The organism is Ensifer adhaerens (genome assembly GCF_020035535.1).
GTDB lineage: Bacteria > Pseudomonadota > Alphaproteobacteria > Rhizobiales > Rhizobiaceae > Ensifer.
On the sequence record NZ_CP083349.1, the window covers coordinates 2,861,510 to 2,883,126 of the forward strand.

At 62.9% G+C, this 21,617-nt stretch carries 21 protein-coding genes; 5 read left to right on the forward strand and 16 right to left on the reverse strand.

Annotated features, from left to right (window positions below; translation table 11 throughout):
- Nucleotides 1-5 precede the first annotated feature (5 nt).
- The 3 genes from LAC81_RS14080 to LAC81_RS14090 all read right to left on the reverse strand — a co-directional run bounded on the left by LAC81_RS14080 (nucleotide 6) and on the right by LAC81_RS14090 (nucleotide 4,562).
- Nucleotides 6-2,963 (reverse strand): sarcosine oxidase subunit alpha family protein, encoded by a 2,958-nt coding sequence (locus tag LAC81_RS14080; protein WP_223725297.1) that lies wholly within the window; start codon nucleotides 2,961-2,963, stop codon nucleotides 6-8.
- Complete coding sequence (locus tag LAC81_RS14085) at nucleotides 2,960-3,238, reverse strand: sarcosine oxidase subunit delta (protein WP_223725298.1); 279 nt, start codon at nucleotides 3,236-3,238, stop codon at nucleotides 2,960-2,962. Before LAC81_RS14085 ends, LAC81_RS14080 begins: the two co-directional genes overlap by 4 nt.
- Nucleotides 3,239-3,311: 73 nt before the next feature.
- Nucleotides 3,312-4,562, reverse strand: coding sequence for a sarcosine oxidase subunit beta family protein (locus tag LAC81_RS14090; protein ID WP_223725299.1), 1,251 nt, complete (start codon nucleotides 4,560-4,562; stop codon nucleotides 3,312-3,314).
- A 230-nt stretch (nucleotides 4,563-4,792) separates the two neighbouring features.
- On the opposite strand from LAC81_RS14090, the gene cysQ reads away from it, so the two are divergent.
- Nucleotides 4,793-5,569 carry a 3'(2'),5'-bisphosphate nucleotidase CysQ gene (gene cysQ / locus LAC81_RS14095; RefSeq protein ID WP_223725300.1) on the forward strand — a complete coding sequence of 259 codons (777 nt, stop codon included), beginning with the start codon at nucleotides 4,793-4,795 and terminating at the stop codon, nucleotides 5,567-5,569.
- A 19-nt stretch (nucleotides 5,570-5,588) separates the two neighbouring features.
- Here the strand turns inward: cysQ and LAC81_RS14100 are convergent, their stop codons facing one another.
- A complete protein-coding gene (locus LAC81_RS14100; RefSeq protein ID WP_223725301.1) occupies nucleotides 5,589-5,963 on the reverse strand; it encodes a response regulator in 375 nt (124 codons plus the stop codon).
- A 223-nt stretch (nucleotides 5,964-6,186) separates the two neighbouring features.
- Between LAC81_RS14100 and LAC81_RS14105 the strand changes: the two genes are divergently transcribed.
- Nucleotides 6,187-6,699, forward strand: coding sequence for a Dps family protein (locus tag LAC81_RS14105; RefSeq protein ID WP_223725302.1), 513 nt, complete (start codon nucleotides 6,187-6,189; stop codon nucleotides 6,697-6,699).
- Nucleotides 6,700-6,767: 68 nt separating this feature from the next.
- On the opposite strand, the gene LAC81_RS14110 is transcribed toward LAC81_RS14105, so the two are convergent.
- Nucleotides 6,768-7,514, reverse strand: coding sequence for a Crp/Fnr family transcriptional regulator (locus tag LAC81_RS14110; RefSeq protein WP_223725303.1), 747 nt, complete (start codon nucleotides 7,512-7,514; stop codon nucleotides 6,768-6,770).
- 193 nt (nucleotides 7,515-7,707) lie between these two features.
- On the opposite strand from LAC81_RS14110, the gene LAC81_RS14115 reads away from it, so the two are divergent.
- Nucleotides 7,708-8,565 carry an SDR family NAD(P)-dependent oxidoreductase gene (locus LAC81_RS14115; RefSeq protein ID WP_223725304.1) on the forward strand — a complete coding sequence of 286 codons (858 nt, stop codon included), beginning with the start codon at nucleotides 7,708-7,710 and terminating at the stop codon, nucleotides 8,563-8,565.
- Nucleotides 8,566-8,723: 158 nt separating this feature from the next.
- Nucleotides 8,724-10,280 carry a VOC family protein gene (locus LAC81_RS14120; RefSeq protein ID WP_223725305.1) on the forward strand — a complete coding sequence of 519 codons (1,557 nt, stop codon included), beginning with the start codon at nucleotides 8,724-8,726 and terminating at the stop codon, nucleotides 10,278-10,280.
- Between the two features lie 73 nt (nucleotides 10,281-10,353).
- On the opposite strand, the gene LAC81_RS14125 is transcribed toward LAC81_RS14120, so the two are convergent.
- The 11 genes from LAC81_RS14125 to speB all read right to left on the reverse strand — a co-directional run bounded on the left by LAC81_RS14125 (nucleotide 10,354) and on the right by speB (nucleotide 20,303).
- Nucleotides 10,354-10,917 carry an NADPH-dependent FMN reductase gene (locus LAC81_RS14125; RefSeq protein WP_223725306.1) on the reverse strand — a complete coding sequence of 188 codons (564 nt, stop codon included), beginning with the start codon at nucleotides 10,915-10,917 and terminating at the stop codon, nucleotides 10,354-10,356.
- Nucleotides 10,918-11,108: 191 nt separating this feature from the next.
- Nucleotides 11,109-12,062, reverse strand: coding sequence for a ring-cleaving dioxygenase (locus tag LAC81_RS14130; RefSeq protein ID WP_223725307.1), 954 nt, complete (start codon nucleotides 12,060-12,062; stop codon nucleotides 11,109-11,111).
- Between the two features lie 182 nt (nucleotides 12,063-12,244).
- Entirely contained in the window at nucleotides 12,245-13,024 is a 780-nt protein-coding gene (locus tag LAC81_RS14135) for a carbon-nitrogen hydrolase family protein (RefSeq protein ID WP_223725308.1), read from the reverse strand.
- The gene (locus LAC81_RS14140; protein WP_223725309.1) at nucleotides 13,021-13,821 is read right to left on the reverse strand and encodes an ABC transporter permease; all 801 of its coding nucleotides are present in this window, start codon (nucleotides 13,819-13,821) and stop codon (nucleotides 13,021-13,023) included. The genes LAC81_RS14135 and LAC81_RS14140 overlap by 4 nt, the downstream gene beginning before the upstream one ends.
- Complete coding sequence (locus LAC81_RS14145) at nucleotides 13,818-14,672, reverse strand: ABC transporter permease (RefSeq protein WP_113539210.1); 855 nt, start codon at nucleotides 14,670-14,672, stop codon at nucleotides 13,818-13,820. The genes LAC81_RS14140 and LAC81_RS14145 overlap by 4 nt, the downstream gene beginning before the upstream one ends.
- Nucleotides 14,669-15,706 carry an ABC transporter ATP-binding protein gene (locus LAC81_RS14150; RefSeq protein WP_223725310.1) on the reverse strand — a complete coding sequence of 346 codons (1,038 nt, stop codon included), beginning with the start codon at nucleotides 15,704-15,706 and terminating at the stop codon, nucleotides 14,669-14,671. The genes LAC81_RS14145 and LAC81_RS14150 overlap by 4 nt, the downstream gene beginning before the upstream one ends.
- Nucleotides 15,707-15,829: 123 nt before the next feature.
- Nucleotides 15,830-16,909 (reverse strand): ABC transporter substrate-binding protein, encoded by a 1,080-nt coding sequence (locus tag LAC81_RS14155; RefSeq protein ID WP_113539234.1) that lies wholly within the window; start codon nucleotides 16,907-16,909, stop codon nucleotides 15,830-15,832.
- Between the two features lie 72 nt (nucleotides 16,910-16,981).
- Complete coding sequence (locus LAC81_RS14160; RefSeq protein WP_113539208.1) at nucleotides 16,982-17,629, reverse strand: amino acid ABC transporter permease; 648 nt, start codon at nucleotides 17,627-17,629, stop codon at nucleotides 16,982-16,984.
- Nucleotides 17,626-18,294 (reverse strand): amino acid ABC transporter permease, encoded by a 669-nt coding sequence (locus LAC81_RS14165; RefSeq protein ID WP_223725311.1) that lies wholly within the window; start codon nucleotides 18,292-18,294, stop codon nucleotides 17,626-17,628. The genes LAC81_RS14160 and LAC81_RS14165 overlap by 4 nt, the downstream gene beginning before the upstream one ends.
- Before the next feature lie 60 nt (nucleotides 18,295-18,354).
- Nucleotides 18,355-19,149: a transporter substrate-binding domain-containing protein gene (locus tag LAC81_RS14170; protein ID WP_223725312.1), complete on the reverse strand. Its 795-nt coding sequence runs from the start codon at nucleotides 19,147-19,149 to the stop codon at nucleotides 18,355-18,357.
- A gap of 92 nt (nucleotides 19,150-19,241) precedes the next feature.
- Nucleotides 19,242-20,303 carry an agmatinase gene (speB, locus tag LAC81_RS14175; protein WP_223725313.1) on the reverse strand — a complete coding sequence of 354 codons (1,062 nt, stop codon included), beginning with the start codon at nucleotides 20,301-20,303 and terminating at the stop codon, nucleotides 19,242-19,244.
- Nucleotides 20,304-20,526: 223 nt separating this feature from the next.
- Between speB and LAC81_RS14180 the strand changes: the two genes are divergently transcribed.
- Nucleotides 20,527-21,573 carry a LysR substrate-binding domain-containing protein gene (locus LAC81_RS14180; RefSeq protein ID WP_223725314.1) on the forward strand — a complete coding sequence of 349 codons (1,047 nt, stop codon included), beginning with the start codon at nucleotides 20,527-20,529 and terminating at the stop codon, nucleotides 21,571-21,573.
- Nucleotides 21,574-21,617: the final 44 nt, after the last annotated feature.

Here is a 21,617-nt window from a genome sequence, read left to right on the forward strand (position 1 = left end):
CCTCCTCAGGCCTTCAGTTTCATGTTTTGCGGATCGACGAAGACCGGGTCGCAGACCTCGGCGACAATCTCCTGATCACGCAGCTTGTCGAAAACGATGACCTTCTCGCCATATCGCTCACGCCCGGATTTCAGGAAGGCAAGCGCGATAGCGTGCCCCAGCACCGGCGAGAAGCCGGCCGAACTCACCCAACCCTGATCGTTCAATGTCGAGGGCTTCGTGCCTTCCTTCAGGAGATGAGCGCCGGCGCGCATGTCCTTGTCGGCATCGACAGGCTTCAGGCCAACAAGTTGCATGCGGTCGGCCGCCGTCAGGCCATAGCGCGTCGACAGGCGCTTGCCGATGAAATCGGCCTTCTGCATCGAGAGCATGCGACCGAGACCGGCATCGTCGGGCGTCACGCGACCGTCGAATTCGGCATGCGTCAGCAAACCCTTTTCGAGCCGCAGCACATTCAACGCCTCGACCCCATAGGCGCAAATTTCATGCGGCCGGCCGGCCTCCATGATCTGATCCGCCACCGCCTCACCGTAGCCTGCAGGCACCGCCAGCTCGAAGGCCAGTTCGCCAGAGAAGGAAATGCGGAAGAGCCGCGCCGACACGCCGCTTTTCAGGACAATCTTGCGGGCGGACAGGAACGGAAATGCGCCGTCGGAAATGTCGCCGTCGACGATCTGCTGCAGCACTGCGCGCGCCTTCGGACCGGCAATCGCCATCTGCGCCCATTGGTCGGTCGACGACGTGAAACGGACTTCGAGCTCCGGCCAGAGCGCCTGGGCACAATATTCCATGTGCGCCATGACCGGGCCGGCCATCGCCGTCGTCGTGGTCACGAAGAAATGCTCGTCATCGAACCGGCTGACCGTGCCGTCGTCGAAGACAAAGCCATCTTCGCGCAGCATCAGGCCATAGCGCGCCTTTCCAACCGGCAGCTTCAGGACCGGGTTGCAATAAAGCCGGTTCAGGAACTCCGCGGCATCGGGGCCGAACACTTCGATCTTGCCAAGGGTCGAGACGTCGCAGAGGCCGACATTGGCCCGCACATTCAGCACTTCGCGATCGACGCTGTCACGCCAGGTCTTCTCGCCGGCGCGCGGGAACCAGGCGGAGCGATGCCAGAGCCCCGCCTCGACAAAGGTCGCGCCGTTTTTCTTCGCCCAGCCATGCAGCGGCGACTTGCGCGCGGGTGCTGCATGTTCGTCGCGGGCCGCACCGGCAAGCGCGCCGAAGGAGACCGGCGTGTAGAACGGCCGGAAGGTGGTGGTGCCGACCTCCGCCGGGCTGACGCCGCGCATGCCCGCGAGAATGCCGACGGCATTGATATTGGAAAGCTTGCCCTGATCGGTCGCCATACCGTTGGTCGTGTAGCGCTTGGCGTGCTCCACGTGACCGAAGCCTTCGCGCAACGCCAGACCGAGATCCTTCGCATGCACGTCGTTCTGGAAATCGACAAAGGCCTTCGACTTGGCGCCCGGCACATACCAGAGCGCCGAGAAGAAGGAGGCCTCCTCGCCATCGACGACAGGTGCTGCGGCCGGGCTGGCGCTGAAGCCGAGATCGGTCGCAATCGCTGCGGCTTTCTCCGCACCATCGGAAAGGCAACCCGAGAGCGTATAGACGCCGTTGGCCGCACCCACGGGACGCAGGCCGCCACCGACATCGGGCGCAGCGAATGCCTTCAGCTCCTCCGACCAGACCGGCTTCGCACCGCGCTGGCAGGCAAGATGCACGATGGGGCTCCAGCCGCTGGACATGCCGAGCGCATCGCAGGCGATAAGTTCCTCGAAGCCGGAGCGTTCGACGACGATGCCCTTGAGGCGTTGCCTGCCCTTGGTGTCGACGATCGAAGCGGAACGAATGACCCTGATGCCATCGGGTGCCTGATCGGCGGCATCAGCCCTGGCATCGACGATCGCCGCGATGGCGACGCCCTTGGCCGCAAGCGCCCGTGCGGTGCGGTACCCGCCGCTTCCGCTCGTGAAGATAGCAACTTGCTTGCCGGCGGCCACGCCGTAACGCTCGGCATAGGTGGTCATGGCACCGGCCATCATCACGCCCGGGCGATCGTTGCCGCCGAACACCAGTGGCCGTTCCTCCGCACCGGTTGCGAGCAAGGCCCGCTTGGCAGCGATGCGCCAGACGCGTTCGCTTACAAGCTTCGAAGACGGTTCGGCGACGTGCTTCTGCACGCGTTCGACCGCACCGAAGACGTTATCGTCATACCAGCCGAAAACGGTGGTGCGCGAAAGCAGCGTGACGTTGGGCAGCGATTGCAGTTCCGCGACCGTACGGTCGGCAAAGACGGAGGCCGGGGCGCCGTCGATCGTCTCACCGCTCGAAAGCAGGGAACCGCCAAGGCGGAAATCCTCATCGGCCACGATAACCCTGAGACCAGCACGGCCGGCGATCAACGCCGCCATCAGGCCAGCTGGACCGGCGCCGACGACGAGCAGGTCACAGAAGGCCCAGGATTTCTCGTAGGCCTCAGGATCGCGCTCGAGCACCGCTCGGCCGAGGCCGGCGGCACGGCGAATGAACGGCTCGTAGACCCGTTCCCAGGCCTGCTTTGGCCACATGAAGGTCTTGTAGTAGAAGCCGGCGCCGAGGAACGGCGAGAGGACACCGTTGACGGCCCCGACATCGAAGCCGAGCGACGGCCAGCGGTTCTGGCTTTTGGCGGTCAGCCCCCCATAGAGCTCGGCGACGGTCGCCTTGGTGTTGGCGTCGGTGCGCGCACCGGAACCGAGGGTGACGAGCGCGTTCGGCTCGGAAGGCCCGGCGCTGACGATGCCGCGCGGCCGATGATACTTGAAGCTGCGCCCGACGAGCAGCTGGTCGTTGGCAAGTAGCGCAGAAGCAAGCGTGTCGCCGACAAAGCCGCGCAACGGTCGCCCATCGAAGGTGAAGCTCAGCGACTGGCTGCGATCGACGAGACCGCCGGAGGAAAAACGGTATCCGGTCATCGCGCCGGCCTCCGCGCAAACTCGGCGGCATCGACGACGGAATAGACCTCGTGGGTCGCCGTATCGCGCTCGACCACGAGGAAGCGGCGACAGCCGGCGATGTGATGCCAATGCTCCAACGTGCGGCCGCGGGGGTTGGTGCGCACGTAAACATAGTCGTGCCAGGCTTCGTCCGAATCCATCGGCTCCGGCCGACCACGCGAGGCATCGCCGCGGATCGCGAATTCTTCCTTCGGTCGGACCCCGCAATGCGGGCAGGTAATCAGGCTTGCCATCGTCTTCCGTGTCCTGAAGCCGCGCTCCGGCTTCCTGTTCATATCAAGCAGGCCGGTTGCCGGCCGCGTGCTTTCAGTGAAGGTTGGGCTGTGGCCCGGCCCCGGCCTCGTCGACGGCATAGCCGCGGGCGAAGCGATCGAGCCTGAGGGCGCGCGCCACCGGATGGGTGTCGTTCTTGGCGATCAGGTGGGCGAAGCAGTAGCCGGAAGCCGGCGTCGCCTTGAAGCCGCCGTAGCACCAGCCGCAATTGAGGTAGAGATTGTCGATAGACGTGCGATCGATGATCGGCGAGCCGTCCATGCTCATGTCCATGACACCACCCCAGGCGCGCAGCACCCGCACCCGCGACAGGCCGGGGATCATCGTCACCCCCTCCTCCATCACGTGTTCCGCCGTCGCAAGGTTGCCGCGCTGAGCATAGGAGGAATAGCCGTCAATCTCGGCGCCGAAAACGAGCCCGCCCTTGTCCGACTGCGAGATGTAGAAATGCCCGCCGCCGTAGACGATCACGTGGTCGATGCAGGGCTTCAGCCCCTCGGTCACGAAGGCCTGCAGCACATGGCTTTCCAGCGGCAGCTTCAGATCCGCCATCTCGCCGACGCGCGAGGAATTGCCGGCCGCGGCCAGCGCCAGCTTGCCGCAGCCGATGAAGCCCTTGGTCGTTTCGACGCCGGTGACGACACCGTTTTCGCGGCGGATGCCGGTCACTTCGCAATGTTCGATGATGTCGACGCCGTGCCGGTCGGCACCGCGGGCATAGCCCCAGGCAACGGCATCATGCCGCGCCGTACCGGCGCGGCGTTGCAACAGACCACCGAGGATCGGATAGCGGGCGTGATCGTAATTGAGGAAAGGGATCATCTTCTTCAACTGCTCGCGCTCGATGAGTTCGGCGGCAACGCCCTCCATCCACATCGCGTTGCCGCGGCGGACATAGGCGTCACGCTGGGCGTCGCTGTGGTAGAGCATGATGACGCCACGCTGCGAAAGCATCACATTGTAGTTGAGATCCTGCTCGAGCCCTTCCCAGAGCTTCATCGAAAATTCGTAGAAGGGTTCGTTGCCGGGCAGCATGTAGTTGGAACGTACGATCGTGGTGTTGCGGCCGACATTGCCGGAACCGAGATAGCCCTTCTCCAGCACCGCGACGTTCTTCACGCCGAATTCCTTGGCGAGATAATAGGCGGTCGAGAGGCCGTGCCCGCCGCCACCGATGATGATCACGTCATAGTGCGGTTTCGGCTGCGGCTGGCGCCATTGCGGCTTCCAATTCAGGTTTCCGGAAAGGGCGTTCCTGACGAGCGAGAAGGCGGAATAACGCATGAAGGCATCCAGTTCAGTTGCGTCGGCACATTTGCACAGCCGGGCCGCGGAAGCAAAGACACAAGCTTCTCGCAGTTGCAAAAAACCCTTCGCCGGCTCATCGAGCCTCGGCTGCCAGGAAGAACGAATCGAGGTCAGTCTTCAGTGGAATACGCCTACCGCCGAAAGCATTAGGTACCTTCCTGTTCTCAATGTGCTATGTGCTTGATGACAGAGGGAAGTAGGGGCGAATGCTGGAGATACTGCAACAATCGGCGATATCAGCGGGTCGGGCCATTCTCGACATCTACAATGCTGGCCCTGAAGTCACCTACAAGCCGGACTGTTCGCCGGTCACAGACGCCGACGCCTGTGCCGAACGCATCATCCTCGCGGATCTCGCCCGCGCCTTCCCTGGGGTTCCTGTGGTCGCCGAGGAAGCGGTCGCCGCCGGCTTCGTGCCTGACATCGCCGGCAAGTCCTTCTTCCTCGTCGATCCACTCGACGGCACGAAGGAATTCATCGGCCGCCACGACGACTTCACCGTCAATATCGCATTGATCGAGAACGGCGCGCCTGTGGCCGGGGTCGTCTATGCGCCGGCGCTGCGCATTCTCTATGCCGCCTACCAGGGCAAGGCAGTAAAGACGGTCATCGACGCGACCTTCCGTCTCGATGATGAAACGGTCATTGGCTGCCGCAGTTGCGGCGATCGCATGGTGGGGCTTGCCAGCCGTTCGCACAACAGCGCCGAGACGATCGCCTACCTCGCCGAGCACGGCATAGCCGACTACAGGGCGGTCGGCTCGTCGCTGAAGTTCTGCCTCCTCGCCGAGGGGCTCGCCGACGTCTATCCACGTTTCAGCCGCACGATGGAATGGGACACGGCTGCGGGCGATGCCATTCTTCGGGCAGCCGGCGGCGAAACGCTGACGATGGACGGTGCTCCACTCACCTACGGTAAGCGCAACCAGAAGGACGACAGCGACTTCGCAAACCCCTGGTTCGTTTCGCGCGGCAAGCCGTAGGGATCCCTCCGGGATCCCGTCATTCGTACCGCATTCCGGCGGCGATCAGCTGGCCGAGCGACCACTCGTTGAACGGCTTGTCTATCCGCGGGATACCCCGCAGGTGGCTTGGGAAAAGCTCTATGTCTCCGTAGCCGCTGGTGAACCCAAACGGCATGCCGCGCGCGAGCATCGCATCGGCAACGCCGAAGCTCGTATGGTTGTCGAGGCTGACGTCGAGAATTGCAAAGTCGAAGCCCTGTCGAGACAGGATCTCCATCGCCTGGTCCGCGTTCCCCGCGATCGTCACCTCGGCAATCCCGAGCGAGGTCAGGATCTCTTCTGCATCCGATGCGATCAGGAAATTGTCTTCGAGAATAAGAACGGCCCGGACATGCGGCGGAACTTCATCCATCCAGCTCACTCCACCTTTTGCGCATACCGACAGGGCATTTGCGCCGATAAGAGCAAGCTATAGGCGCCTCAAGCCGACCCGGCATTTAAATAAGACATGTGGCCCCGATTGGGGCGAAGTGCGGAACAACGAACCGCTACCGACGTTCAACACCGGTACGCGGATTACGATCGCGCACGATCGTCGTTTCGCGGCTTCCTCAAGATAGAACGGGAGCAGGAGAATGAAGCAGACAGCCTCCGTGCTTAAACCGAAGGTCAAGGACGAAGAATTCGACATCGGCCTGACCAGAGCCTATCGCCAGCAGATGGCGGCAGCACTGTCCGACATCCTCGCGGATACCTACAAGCTGGTGATCAAGAGCCACATCTACCATTGGAATGTGGTCGGCCCATTGTTCAAGCCGCTGCACGAGTTGACGGAAGAGCACTACAATACGCTCTTCCAGGCAACCGATGTCATCGCCGAGCGTATCCGCGCACTGGGCCACCTCGCCCCAGCCAAACTCACCGAAGTGGCGGCATTTGCCCCGGGCGGCGGCTCCGTCAACCACACGAGCGCGGCCGACATGGTTGCCGACCTGATCGCCGATCATGAAGCGGCCGTGCGCCGCATGCGCGATGCCGGCACAAAGGCAGACGAGAACGACGACCTCGTCACCACGGATATGCTGACCGATCGCCTCAACTTCCACGAAAAGGCGCTCTGGATGCTGAGGGCGATCGTCGCGAGCTGAACGCCCCCCAAGGGAACCGACCGATGCGGCGGCGGGCGCCGCATCCTCCGATGAACGTCTTCCCGCTCTCAGATGAAAGGCCGCCTGATTTCCCGATAGCCGTCCCATCCGGCGATCGCCAGCAAGCCCTTGATATCGCCGACATTGCAGCCTTTTTCCGCCCAACGGATGACACCGCGCGCCGCAAGCTTCTTCAAGGTCTTGTTGGTATGCACGATCGAAAGCCCAAGCGTGTCCGCCACGTGCTGCTGGGTAATTGGAATGGCGACACGGTTGCCGTCGAACAGGTTGAGCGCCTCCGCTCTCTGGTAGAGGAAGGCAAGCAGGTAGGCGGCTCGCTCGAGCGCCGAACGGCGGCCGATGCTCAACAGGTTCTCGTCGAGGATGCGCTCCTCGCGCGCCGCGATCCAGGTGAGGTCGTAGGCAAGTTCGGGGTAGCTCTTGTAGAGCTCGTTGAGCTTGGTCCGCTCGAAGACGCAAAGGGTGACGGGGGACAAGGCCTCGATGGAGTGCTGCATTTCGCCCAGCAGTGACCCCTGCAGGCCGACGAGGTCACCGGGCATGACGTAGTTCAGGATCTGGCGGCGGCCATCATCGAGCGTCTTGTAGCGAAAGCCCCAGCCGGAGAGCACGGTGAAGAGATGCGCGCTCTGGGCGCCCTCCATGAGGATGGTCGCGCCCGCGTCGACCGCGAATTCACCGACCTTGAAGCGCGAGACATAGGCGAGTTCGTCGCTCGTGAAGGCGCGAAAGTGAGCGAGCCTGCGCAAGGGACAGTTTTCGCAATCGGTGCGTTTCTCGCTCCGGCCGTTCATTCCTTCGGCTCCTCCACTCGCTTGCCCTTCAATACAAAGCTGCAGGTAGCGCCAGTGTTCCCGGCGGCAAGACTGCTTTGAAAATAAACGGTTTTCGACGCCTCATCTGTGGAGGGGGTTATCACGCGGCAATAGACAGGCGGCGGCGAGCGCCCTATCTCTTGCATTCAATCCCACCGCTGGAGCCTCCGCCATGCAGCATCCTGCCTTTGCACCCAACAATGTTGCCGTCATCACCGGCGCCGCCTCCGGCATCGGACTGGCAGCGGCCCTTCGCTTTGCCTCGCTCGGTCTGCGGGTCGTGCTCGCCGATCTCGCAGGTGACAGATTGGACAAGGCGGCGGCCGAGGTCGCTGCCGTGTCCCCGGCTGGTGCGCAAAACGTCGTTGCGATCCCGACCGATGTCTCGCGCATTGGAGATCTCGAAGCCCTCGAACGCGGCGCACATCAACGGTTCGGCGAAGTGCACGTGCTGATGAACAATGCCGGCGTCCAGCCGGGTAGCGCCATACTCGGTGCGCTCGCAGCCTGGGAGGCGACGATCGCCGTCAATCTCTGGGGTGTCGTCAATGGTGCCCGCACCTTCGCACCGGGCATGATCGCCCATGGCAAGGCGGCGGTTATCATCAACACCGGCTCGAAACAGGGCATCACCACGCCGCCGGGCGACCCCGCCTACAATGTCTCGAAGGCCGGCGTTAAGGTCTTTACCGAGGCGCTGGAACACGAGCTACGCAACACAGCCGACAGCCAGGTTCACGCTCACCTCCTGATCCCCGGTTTCGTCTATACCGGGCTGACGGCCCATGGCCGCACGGAGAAGCCCGCCGGCGCCTGGACGGCCGAGCAGACCGTCGAGTTCATGATGGAAAGTCTCGGCCGGGGCGATTTCTATATCCTCTGCCCTGACAACGATGTCCCGCGCGCAACCGACGAGCGGCGCATTCTGTGGGCCGCCGGCGACATCGTCGAGAACCGGCCGCCGCTCTCACGCTGGCATCCGAAATACGGGGAAGCATTCAAGGCGTTTCTCGAGAAGGATCGCGACTGATCCTCCTGCATAATTCCTTAGATCGGCATCGATTTTAGGATGAACTTGTAGCGCGTCTCGAAAGACGCGCGGCGCGTAAACACAGCGTTCGCGGCAGCGCTTCTGGCGCCGGCGCTGCGCTTCGTGTTTTGTGAGCTAAGACCAATGAGGAAATGAGAATGACGAGCGGCATCCATCACATCACCCTGATCGCCCGGAAGGTCCAGGCAAACGTCGACTTCTATGTCGGTTTCCTGGGCTTGCGCCTCGTCAAGCGGACCGGCGGCTACGAGGACGCCAACCAGTTGCACCTCTTCTACGGCGACGCGGAGGGTTCGCCCGGCTCGCTCGTTACCTTCCTGATGTGGGAAGACGGCGGTCGCGGCCGTGTCGGCCACAGCCAGCCGAGCGAGATCGCCTTCGCCATCCGGCCGGAGAGCATCGGCTTCTGGCTGACCCGCGCGCTGCAATTCAATATCGCGACGTCAGGGCCGGCGCAGGAGTTCGGCGAACCGGTGTTGCGGCTCAAGGACCCGGACGGCGTCATCGTCAAGCTCGTCGGCACGGATGCGGTTTCCGCCGCGGCCCCCTGGAGCACGCGCGGCATTCCGGAAGAAGACGCGATCCGGCGCCTGCGCGGCGCCACAATCCTCACCGAAAAACCGGAAGACTCGGTTCGCTTCCTGAAAACGCATTTCGGCTACAACGAAACGGCCTCCGGCGACACGATCCGTCGCCTCACCTCCACCTCGGGCGACATCATCGACGTGCGCGATGCGACCGGCTTTTGGACGTCGGCGCCCGGAACCGGAACCATCGATCATATCGCCTTCCGCGCTCCGGACCGAGTCGCCGTGGAGCGGGTGCACGCGGACCTGCAACGCGATGGCGCAGGTGCGATCAATGCGCATGACCGCAAATATTTCTATTCGCTCTACGTACGCGAACCCGGCGGCTCGCTCTACGAACTGGCCAGCGACGTGCCCGGCTTCACGGCCGACGAACCCAAGGAAACGCTCGGCACGGAGCTCTTCGTCCCCGCCCATTTCAGCGCCGCGAGAGAAGAAATGCTGCTCGCCATGCCGCAGTTTGCGCTGCCGGGCGAGCCTCGGCTGACGGAGCGCGACCTGCCCTTCGTGCACCGCTTCTATCATCCCGAAACGCTGGATGACCGCACCTTCATGCTGCTGCACGGCAGCGGCGCCAACGAGACGCAGCTTCTCCACCTCGCCCACCAGGTCGACAGGCAGGCGACACTGGTCGGCATTCGTGGCCGGTCGAACGAGGAGGGAACGCCGCGCTGGTTCCGCCGCTATTCTCCGACGACCTTCGACCAGAAGGACGTGCGTGCGGAGGCCGAGGCCTTCGCTGCCTTCGTCGAAGGCGCTCGGGAAGGCTACCGTATCGATCTCGATAAGACCGTGTTCATCGGCTACTCCAACGGCGCCAATCTGCTGGTTGCGCTGATGCTGCTGCATCCGAGCCTGATCCGAAATGTCGTGCTGATGCGCTCGATGCTCGTCATCGACGACGTACCGCCACCGGATCTCACCGGTACGAAGGTGCTGCTCCTGACAGGCAAGCACGACAGCTATGGCGATTTCGCTCCTCGCCTCAAGGAAGAGCTTTCCCGCACCGGGGCCGATCTGACGACGGTCGAACTCGACATGGGCCACGAAATCGGTGCGCCGGATATTGCGGCTATCCAGCAATGGCTGGCGGACAAAGAGCTGTGATAAGCTGACGATGTAAAGCGTGGGCCCGGGCTATTCCGCACCGGGCCACGTGGTCAGCTGCTTCACATTTGCCTCAAGCCGACTTCTCAGCCGCTGCAAAATCCGCAAACGCCTTGACGAAGGCCGCCAGCCGGTCGCGGGCATCGGCATCCGTCAACGTCCCCTCGGCATCGAACAGTGTATCCGCCTTGGGCAACATCAGCCGTTTGCCCGACCAGAGTTCAGCACCGAGCGTGCGCATGACGGACAGCCAGGCGTTCTGGCTGAGGATGGTGCCGAAATTGCCGGGCGAGGCGCCGGCAAGCGCGAACGGCCGGTTGCGAAACACTTTGGCAATGTCGGCGGATGGCCTGCTCAGCCAGTCGATCCCGTTCTTGAACACACCGGGAATGGAGTTGTTGTATTCGGGCGTGAACAGGATGACGCCGTCGGCGGCCATCACCTGTTGCTTGAGAGCCGTCACCGCCGGCGGAATGCCACTCTCCTTTTCGACATCGCCGTCATAGAGCGGTATCCCGTGCAGCGTCGCCGTGTCGAATTCGACGCCATCGGGCAGATTTGCCGCGGCCGCCCGCATCAGCCCGGTGTTGAACGACGCCTTGCGCAGGCTCCCGGATATCCCGAGGATTTTCGTCATGAGATTTGGTCCTTCCTACCCCACAGGGTCGTGCAGACGCGCCCCGAAAAGCGAGGGCGGAATGCAGTTGCCGGTCTATAACGCAGCCGCCATCATGATGGGTCCGCGGCAAGGCGAAGTCCAACAGGATCAGAGGGATAGAGACAAAAAAGCCGGGGACGAATCCCCGGCTTTGCGTTTGGACCAGACTGTTAGACCAGCGGCTTCAGCCGTGCTTCGATCTGGGCGCGCTTCGGCTCCAGGAACGGCGGCAGAGACAGGCTTTCACCAAGCGTCTCCATCGGCTCGTCGACGGCGAAACCGGGACCATCGGTCGCGATCTCGAAGAGAACGCCATTCGGCTCGCGGAAATAGAGCGAACGGAAGTAATAGCGTTCGACTTCGCCGCTCGACGGCAGGCGGAAGCCGTTGAGGCGTTCCGTCCACTCCGTCAGCGCCGCATTATCCGGCGCCCGGAAGGCGACGTGATGCACGGCACCGGCGCCCTGCCGGGCAATCGGCAGACCCGGCTGAACCGCGACATGCAGTTCGGCCGCAGGACCACCCTCACCCATGGTGAAGACGTTGACTTCCCCCTCGCCGTCCGGCGACGGATAGGTGCGGGCCTTGCTCATGTTCATCACATGCGTGAGGACGAGCTCGGTGTTGGTGATATCCGGAACGCTGATGGTGATCGGTCCGAGACCCTTGATCTGATGCTCGGCCGGAACCGGGCTCTTTTCCCAGGGGTGCGAGGGCTGAAGCCCGCCATCGTCGACCAGTCGGAAGCGCTGGCCTTCACCGTCCTCGAAGTCAAGCGAGACACGGCCATCGATCTCGGTGACGTCTCCGCTTAAGACCTTGAGTTCGTCGAAGCGGCGCTTCCACCACTGAACGCTCTCGGCGCCGCCGACCCGGAGGCCCGTGCGCGAAATGCTGTGCGTGCCGCGCCCTTCGGGCCCGACCGGCCAGTCGAAGAAGGTCAGGTCGGTCCCGGGCGTTGCGCGCCCGTCGGCATAGAAGAGGTGGTAGGCGGTGGTGTCATCCTGGTTGACGGTCTTCTTGACCAGCCGCAGACCGAGCACCTGCGTGTAGAAGCGCAGGTTCTCCGGCGCGTTTGCGGTGATCGCCGTCAGGTGATGGATCCCAGTCAGTTGCAAGCTCATGATTGCCTCCAATGCGTGGCATTACTGTTGAGCACAATATGGGATGACGTATCGTTTCCGACAGTAGATCAATAAAGAACGGAACGTTCCTGTCGAGTGAACAATCGCCGGACGGTTTTGTTCCTCGGCTTGTCTTTCTCTTGCGGTTGCCGCGACCGATCACAGGCGGTAACCGGCACGGGTCAGCGCCGGTAGAGGTCGCCAAGATAGGTGTTTTCGAGACGGGAGATCGCATAGGTCTGCGGATCGATATCCGCGACCAGCAGGGTCTCCCGCGCGGCATCGGCCTTGGCAAGAAGCTGGCCGTCGGGTGCCGCGATGCGCGACAGCCCGGCGAAGGAGAACAGCGGATCCGAGCCGTGATGATTGATATAGGCGACGAACACCTGGTTCTCGAAGGCCCGCGTCTGGATCATGTGCTCTGCGATGAAGGAGCCGGACCAGCCCGCCGGCAACGCCGTCGGCACCAGCACAGCCTCGGCGCCCGCCAGCGCCAGCCGCCGGACGTTCTCCGGGAACTCGACGTCGTAGCAGATCAGCATGCCGCAGGTAACGCCGCGATGCACGAACAGCTTTGTCTCGGGACCGGGCGCCTTGAAAATCGAGCGCTCATAATCGCCGTAGAGATGAGACTTGCGGTAGACGACCGGCGCCGCATCGCCATCGACATAGACGGCGCTGTTGTAGACATCGTTGCCGTCGCGCTCGGCAAAGCCGGCGATGAGCGCAATGCCGGTCTCAGACGAGATCGCCTTCAGACGCTGAACGATCGTCCCATCCGGCGCTTCAGCGAGTGTGGCCAACGCCTCGCCGGCGCCGTAACCGGTGATGCCGAGTTCGGGCGTCAGGAGCAGTGTCGCCCCTTGGGCGGCAGCTTCCGCCGCGGCACGCGTGATCCGGTCGAGATTGGCGGCAACGTCGCCCGCCGCCGATTGCATCTGGAGGGCTGCGAGCTTCATCATTTACCATCCGACGACATGGCGCCAAGCAGCTTCGGCAGGTCACCGAAGCGGGCGACGAGACCGAAGATCACCGCAGCGGTCGTGACGAAGAGGATCGTCACCGAAGCCATGGTCGGCGTGTAGCCGTAACGCAGCGCGTTGAAGATCTTGATCGGCAGCGTTTCCACCGTGAAGCCAACGGTCATGTAGGCAACGATATATTCGTTGAGCGACAGCACGAACGCGAAGGCATAGCCGGAAACGATATAGGGCAGGATCAGCGGCAGCACGACGGTGCGGAAGATCGTGCGCTCGTCGGCGCCCATGGTCGAGGCCGCTTCGACAAGAGATCGGTCGATCGAGGTAAAGCCGAGCGAAAGCGTCACCAGCGGTAGCGTCACGAAGAAGATCGCGTGGCTGACCACTGCCGTCCAGGGTTGCCCATAAAAGCCGACCGTCGCCCAGAAGGTGAGCATGCCGAGCGCGGTGATGACAGGCGGCAGCGTGAAGGGTGCGACACCGAGAAGCTGGAAGATGTTCGCCCAGGGCGCGATGCGCCGCCACAGGAACCAGGAGAGCGGCAACGCGATCGCAACCGCAAGCGCTGCCGAAAGCACGGCCAGTGTCACCGAGGCAAAGAGGGCGTTGCGCCATTCCGGATTGAGGAAGATTTCGCCGTACCAGGAAAGCGAAAAGCCCTGTGGCGGAAAGGCAAGCGTCTGCTTCTCGTTGACGGAAACGCCGGCAACGACGATCAGCGGCAGCGCCAGGAACAGGCCGATCAGGAAGAAATAGGCCCTGCGGAACATCGAGATCATGCCGCTTCTCCCTTGCGTCCGGCAATCACGGTGAGCGCGACGAGGCCGAGCGTCACCAGCACGAGGAAGACGGCCATGGCGGCGGCGAACGGCATGTTCGACTGGTAGATCGCCTGATCGGTGATCAGCACCGAGAGCGTCCAATGCTGCGGCCGGCCGAGAAGCTGCGGCAACAGATAGGAGCCGAGCGCGAAGATGAAGACCATGATCAGCGTGGCGGTGATGGTGTTGCGAAGCGCTGGCACGACCACGGTGAAGAAGGCCTTCAGCGGCGATGCGCCGAGTGTGCGCGCCGCCTCCGTCAGCGTTGGATCGAGACGGACGAGTGCCGGGAAAAGCACCAGGACCGTATAGGGAAAGGCCTGGTAGACCATGCCGGTCAAAACCGCGCCGAAGCTCGGCGTCAACGCCTTCGCCTCCGCCATGATATCGAGAGCGACGAGAATGTTGGTGATGCCAGCGGTGCGCGAAAACAGCGTCGACCAGGCAAAGCCGATGATGACTTCCGAGAGCGACAGGATCGACAGAAGCGCCACCAGCCAGACCACCTGCACCTTCCGCGCCATGCGTGTCAGCATGTAGGTGAAGGGCAAGGCGAGCACGACGCAGCAGATCGCCACCGTGATCGCCAGCAGCAGCGAAAAGCCGAGCACACCGCCGAAGAAGACCGAAAGGAAGCGGGCGTAATTGTCGAAGACGAAGGCCGGCGTATAGAAGCCGCCCTGCTGGCGTTGGAAAAAGCTGACGGCGATCATCGTGCCAAAGGGCACGACGAAGAAGATGGTGAGCATCGCCGCGGGAAAGAGGAGCGGCGCGTAGTCGCCAAGGGTCTGAGGTGGTTCGCGTCTCATTTCTTCAGCACCACGCAGACATCCGGGGTGAGCGCGATGCCGACCTCCTGGCCGACAGTGACGTCGGGTCGGGCCCGCGGTGTGGAGACGGCGACGATCTGGTGTCCGGCGATATCGACGAAAGTTTCGATCGTGCCGCCGAGGTCACGCACGAAGGTGACCTTGCCGGCGAGTGCGCCAGCGCCGGGCGCCGTCAGATGCACGTCTTCCGGGCGGACCGACAGCGTGCCCTTGGCGGCACCGGCCGGCAGCGCGAGGCCGGGGATCGCCTGGCCGAGCACCACGGCACGGCCGGAACTGTCGCCCTGAACGTCGAGCAGGTTCGTCTGGCCGATGAAGTCGGCAACGAAGCTGTCGGCCGGGCGGCGATAGATTTCGATCGGCGACGCGGCCTGGCGAATCTCGCCGCCGCTCATGACGACGACGGTATCGGCCATGGTCATCGCTTCGCGCTGGTCATGGGTGACGACGATGGTGGTGATGCCGAGCTGCTGCTGAAGCTGGCGCAATTCCACCTGCATCGCTTCGCGCAGCTTGGCGTCAAGCGCCGACAGCGGCTCGTCGAGCAGGAACAGTTTTGGTGAGATCGACAGTGCACGTGCGATCGCCACCCGCTGGCGCTGGCCGCCGGAAAGCTTGGCAACGGGACGGTCGGCGTAGCCGGAGAGATGGATCATCGCCAGCAGCTCGTCGACGCGCTTCTTCTGGTCTTCCTTTGCCGCACCGCGAATGCGCAAGGGGTAGGCGATGTTCTCGCCGACGGTCAGATGCGGAAACAGCGCCAGCGACTGGAACACCATGCCGAGATTGCGCTTATGCGTCGGCACGCGGGTGATGTCCTCGCCGTCGAGCCGGATCGCCCCGCCGGTCGGCAGATCGAGGCCGGCGATCATCCGCAGCAATGTGGTCTTGCCGCAACCGGAGGGGCCGAGCATGCAGACGAAGGTGCCGTGCGGCACGGTCAGGTCGACATTGTTGACGGCCCTGAAGGCTCCGAATTCCTTGACGACGTTTTGAAGGGCAAGTCCGGACATTGTTTCTCCGCGGAATGGTCCCCTCCTCCTCATGGGAAGGGTTCAGGCGGGGAGCGCCGAAAGGCCCTCCCCGTCGTTAAGTCCAGTTCTTCCTCGAAGGTCGAGGAAGGTCGTCGATCAGGCTCAGCCGACGATCAGCTCGGTCCACTTCTGGTTCAGCCAATCCGACTTCGTCTGGTAGAGGTCGTAGCGCGGAATGATCGGCTCGATGTCGGACGAGACGGCTGCGAACTCCTTGTCGGTGAGATCCGTGACTTCGCGCTTGACGGTCGGCGACGTCCCGACCTTACGCGACAGCGTCGCCTGGATCGAGGGCTGGCACATGTAGTCGATGAAGATATGGGCCTCTTCCGACTTCTGCGAGGCGCGCGACAGCGCCCAGCAACCGGAATCCTGGATGCCGCCTTCCTTCGGGAAGGTGGAGCGGACAGGATGACCGTCGGCCGCCGCAAGGCCGGTCACGTCGTGATAGTACTGGCCCATCGGGATTTCGCCCGACTTCAGCGACTGCTCGAACTGCGCTTCGTCGCGGTACCAGAGGCGGACGTTCGGCTTGACCTCGGCCAGCTTGTCGAAGGCCTTCAACAAGCCCTCTTCCGTGTCGAGCGCATTGGTGCCGCCCATGAAGGTCTTGGCCGTCACTTCGAGCAGGAACGAGTTGGAAACGAGCGCCAGCAGGCCGAGCTTGTCAGCGTTCGCCGGATCCCAGAAGGCAGACCAGGAGGTCGGTGCTTCCTTGTAGACGTCGGTGTTGGTCACCAGCGTGATGTACCAGGAGACGGCGCCGATGCCGGCGATGCGGCCATCCGGATACTTGTTGACGAAGCGGTCGAGCAGGTTCGACGCGTTCTTGATCTTCGCCGTATCGAGCGGCGTCCAAAGATCGGTCGACTGACCTTTCAGCATCGCCACCTGCGACATCATCGAAACGTCGGCCGGGGCCTGGCCGGCGCGGGCGGCCTGCTCGAGCTGGACGAGCCAGGCTTCACCGGTCGGCTCTGCGATCGATTCGACGGCAATGCCCGTCGCCTTGGTGAATTCCGGGAAGATGTTCTTGTCGAACGAGGTTTTGAAATAGCCGCCGTAGACGCCGACCTTCAGCGATTTGTCCTGCGCTCTCAGGATCGACGGCATCGCCAGCATGGAAGCGCCGGCGAGGCCGGCACCGAGCAGCGTCCGTCGCTTGATGGAAGTGGTGATCATCATCTGTCTCCTTTGTTCCGGCGGTGATCCGCCTGTTCCCTGTTCTGTTTGATTTCTTGCATATTTTCAGTCTCAGTGCGCGGGTGATTTGCGCTCCAACATCCGTGCATATTGTGTCAGCGGATAACACAGCACGAAGAAGATGACTGCCACCAGCCCATAGACTGTGAAAGGTTCGAAGGTGGCATTATTGATCGCATTCGCGGTTCTGAGAAGCTCTTCGAAACCGATGATCGAGGTGAGCGCCGTGCTCTTGATGAGCTGCACGAGAAAGCCGACGGCCGCCGGCCGGGTGATAGCGAAGGCCTGCGGCAGGATGACGAGCCGCAGTTCCTGCAGGCGATGAAGCCCCAGGCTCGCCCCGGCATCCCATTGGCCGCGCGGCAATGCCTCAACGCCGCTGCGCCAGATCTCGGCAAGATAGGCGCTGGCATAGAAGGTGAGCCCGAGGGCCGCCGCCGTCCACGGCTCGATCCGGAAGCCTAGCATCGGCAGACCGAAGAACATCAAGAACAGCTGCATCAAAAGCGGCGTGCCCTGGAAGAGCGCGATGTAACCGGAACCGAGGCGGCGTGGCCAGCGGCGCTCGGAGATGCGCGCAGCCAGGATCATCAGTCCTACTGCAGCCCCACCGGCAAAAGCGACAACCGACAGGAGGATCGTCCACCGCGTGGCGAAGATCAGGTTGCGCAGGATGTCCCAAAAGGTGAATTCGATCATGACACGTCTGCTCCAAGCGCCCGCCTGCCACCGGCAACGAAGAGCCGCCGGATCGCCATCGACAGGGCGAGATAGATCAGCGTGACGACGAAGTAAGTCTCGAATGAGCGGAAGGTCCGGGCCTGAAGCAAGTCCGCCTCGTGCGCCAGCTCCCGCACCGCGATCTGCGAGACAACGGCTGATTCCAGCATCATGATGATCACCTGGCTGGTGAGCGCCGGAAAGATCACCTTCAGCGCCTGCGGCAGGATGATCTTGACGAAGACCTGACGGGGCTTGAGCCCAAGCGCAAAGGCCGCCTCGCTCTGCCCCTTCGGTACGGCGTCAAGACCTGCGCCGACGATCTCGGTCGTATAGGCGGCCATGTTGAGCGTCATCGCCAGAATGGCCGCGACGATCGGGTCTAGCCGGATGCCGAGGCTCGGCAGTCCGAAATAGATGAAGAACAGCTGCACCAGAAACGGCGTGTTCCTGGCGACTTCGACATAGACGGCCACGGCCTTGCGCAGCACCGAGTAGCGGCTGCGACGGGCGGCGGCAAAGAGAATGCTGATCAGGATGCCTAGCACGGTCGTGCAGGCGATCAGGAACACGGTCATGGCCGCGCCATGGGCGATCGCGCCCGCGGCGTCCTTGAGCCAACCGAAGCTGAGGCCGTAGCCCATCGTCGCGCCTCCCCAGAGGTCCGCGAGAAGCTCAGGCTCCTCGCGGCCGTCAGGCTCTTGTTAGTCCTTGAGGTTCTCGGGGTTGAGCGGCGTCTTCAGCCAGGCTTCGGAGCTCGCGTTCAACTTGCCGTCCGAGAGCATTTTGGCGACGGAGTCATTGACCGCCTTTTTCAGGCCTTCCTCGCTCTTGTTGAGACCGATATGCGACGGTGAGGTCAGAAGCTGGAATTTCTGTTCCGGCTTCAGCGCCTCCTGGCGAGCCAGCACCTGTGCGCCGACGTCGTTGCCGACGACCATCAGTTGCGTCTGGCCGGAAATGAAGGCCTGGATCACCGCATTGTAGTTGTCGAAGCGCTGGATGTCGGCATTGGCCGGCGCTGCCTCGGTGAGCGAGGTGTCTTCCAAGGTGCCACGGTTGACGGCGATGGTCTTTTCCGCAAGGTCTTCCTTGCCGGCGACCTTCAGTTCCGCCGGGCCGATGACGGCAATGTAGTAAGGCGCATAGGCAGCAGCGAAATCGATCACCTCGGCGCGCTCCTTGGAGAAGCCGACGCTCATCAGGATATCGACGCGCTTGTCGTTGAGATAGGGAATGCGGTTCTGGCCGGTGACGCTGACGAGGTTCAGCTTGACGCCGAGGTCATCGGCGATCTGCTGGGCCACGTCGACATCGTAGCCCTTGATGCTCATGTCGGCGCTGGCAGACGAGAAGGGCGGGAAGTCGGAGAAAATGCCGACATTGATCTGGCCGGCGGACTTGATATCGGCGAGCGCATCGGCCTTGGCGATGCCGGCGGCTGCACCGAGCATCAGGGCAGCGGCGAATGCTGTCTTCAGTTTGGTATGGATCGTCATGGTAATTCCCCTACCCGGAAGCTTTGTGATTGTGCAGTCTCGTGGTCGGCCACCGGTTCCGGTCCGGCAGCCGACAAACATTTTTCCGGGCGTCAGGCAGACTTGCCTGTGATCGCCGGGCTGAAGACCATGAGGCTCAGGATTTCGAAGAGCACCTGTGCGCCGGCATGGGCCGTATTGGTTGTCGAGTCGTATTGCGGCGCCACTTCCACGACGTCGCCGCCGACCAGATTGACTCCCTTGAAGCCGCGGATCAATTCCAGCACTTCGCGGGTCGTTAGGCCACCCACTTCCGGCGTCCCGGTGCCGGGTGCGAAGGACGGATCGAGGCTGTCGATATCGAAGGAGAGATAGGTCGGGCCATCGCCGACGATCTTCTTCGCCTTCTCGATAATCGCGGGAATGCCGAGACCGGTCACTTCTTCGGCGTGGATGACGGTCATGCCGGACTCATAGGAGAACTCCCAGAGATATTCGGCCGAGCCGCGAATGCCGATCTGCACCACACGGGTCGGGTCGAGCACGCCGTCGAGCACCGCGTTGCGGAACGGACCGCCGTGGTGGAACTTGGTGAGGTCGTAGGCGCCGCCGGTGTCGCAGTGGGCGTCGATGTGGATCATGCCGACGGGGCGCTTCTTGCCGACTGCCTTGAGGATCGGATGGGTGATCGAGTGATCACCGCCGACCGACAGCGGCAGCACGCCGGCTTCGACGATCTGGTTGATGCGCTTCTCGATATCCTCATGGCTGAGTTCCAGCCGGTAGCGGCTCTGGAACGGCACGTCGCCGATATCGGCGACCCGCAGTTCCTGCACCGGCGTGCAGCCGAGCACGTGGTTGTAGGGGCCGATACGCTCGATCGAACGCAGCGCCCGCGGTCCGAAGCGCGAGCCCGGACGGTTGGTAACGCCGAGATCCATCGGAATTCCGACGATCGCCACCTGCAGATTGCCGAAATCCGGGTTCTCCGCATCGACCGGCATATGCGGCGCGGTCAGGAAGGTCGGGATGCCCGAATAGGGCGCAAGCCGCGTGCCGCTCTTGTTGAAGATCTTGTCGGCGACCTTGCGGAAGGTCGGATCGAACAGTTCGCCGCCGTGGCTTTCGCCGTACTTCGCCTTCAATTCGGCAAGCTTGTTGTTGTCCCAGGCCATCCGTTCAATCCTCCGTCATGAATAGCCCGGGGCATGCGCGTGAAGCGCCACAGATATCTGTCTGCGGATGGGGCCGGCTCGTCCGGCGCGATCATGTTCCCCAGGCGTTTTCGCCTTTGTTGATGAACATTAGGCGGTAATTCCACTAGAAAATCAATTGACATTGTTATAGCGTTTCGTGTGAGAAAAATTCACATAACAACTACCACCGGAACGCCCAGATTTGTCCAGCCGCCTGCCCCCGCTCAACCCCTTGCGTGCCTTCGAAGCGACGGCGCGGCGGGGCTCCGTATCGGCTGCGGCACGCGAGCTCAACGTCACCCACGGTGCGATCAGTCACCAGATCCGGGCACTCGAACTCTCGGTCAAGGCGGCGCTGTTCGAGCGCGGCGGCAAGCGGCTGAAACTGACGCCGCAGGGCGCATTGCTCTTGCCGGCGGTCACCCACGCCTTTGCCGAGATCGCCGCGGCCACTGCGGCGATGACGCGTCCGACGACGAGCGGCGAACTCCGCATCACCTGCGTCCCGGCGCTGCTTTCCTTCTGGCTGATTCCGCGGCTGCACCTCTTCACCGAGCAATATCCGGACGTGCGCCTGACGCTGATCGCCTCCAACGACGAAGCCTACCTGCATTCGCCCGATGTCGACGTCTGCCTGATCTACGGCGACGGCAACTGGTCCGGTGCCTGGGCCAAGCTCTGGAGCCGTCTCGAACTCTTCCCGGTCGTAAGTCCGACGCTCGTCAACATGCGGCCCTTACGGTCCGTCCGGGATCTGCGCGACCATGTGATGCTGCATGGCGACGATGGCCGCGAGTGGAACACCTGGCTCGCAGCGGCTGATGCTAGCGACCTGCAGCGCGGCCAGCAGCATTTCATGAGCGACGCGCGGCTCTCGACCGAAGCGGCGCTGCACAACCAAGGCGTCGCGCTCGGCGACACCATCACTGCCGGCAGTCTCATCGCGCGCGGCGAACTGATCGCCCCCTTCGACCTGACGGTGCCCGCCAACGACGCCTTCTTCGTCGCGTGCCGCAACGAAGTGCTGGCAGCACCGATCGTGCGCATCTTCATCGACTGGATGTTCGCAACGCTCGAAAGCGATCCGATGCCGGAGCTCCAGACCTCGGCGCGCACGATTATTCGCAGCCGGACCTCGAAATCCGAGCCAACTGATCGTAAATCGAAGCCGGACGGCTTTCAGCCGGTCTCGGCGCCAAGCCGTGATCGCCGCTCAGATCGCCCGCAGAAACGTAAAGCCAAGGCCTGAAGCGCGATGAGGAAAAGTGTATACGGCTTTCGCCCGCATCTCGC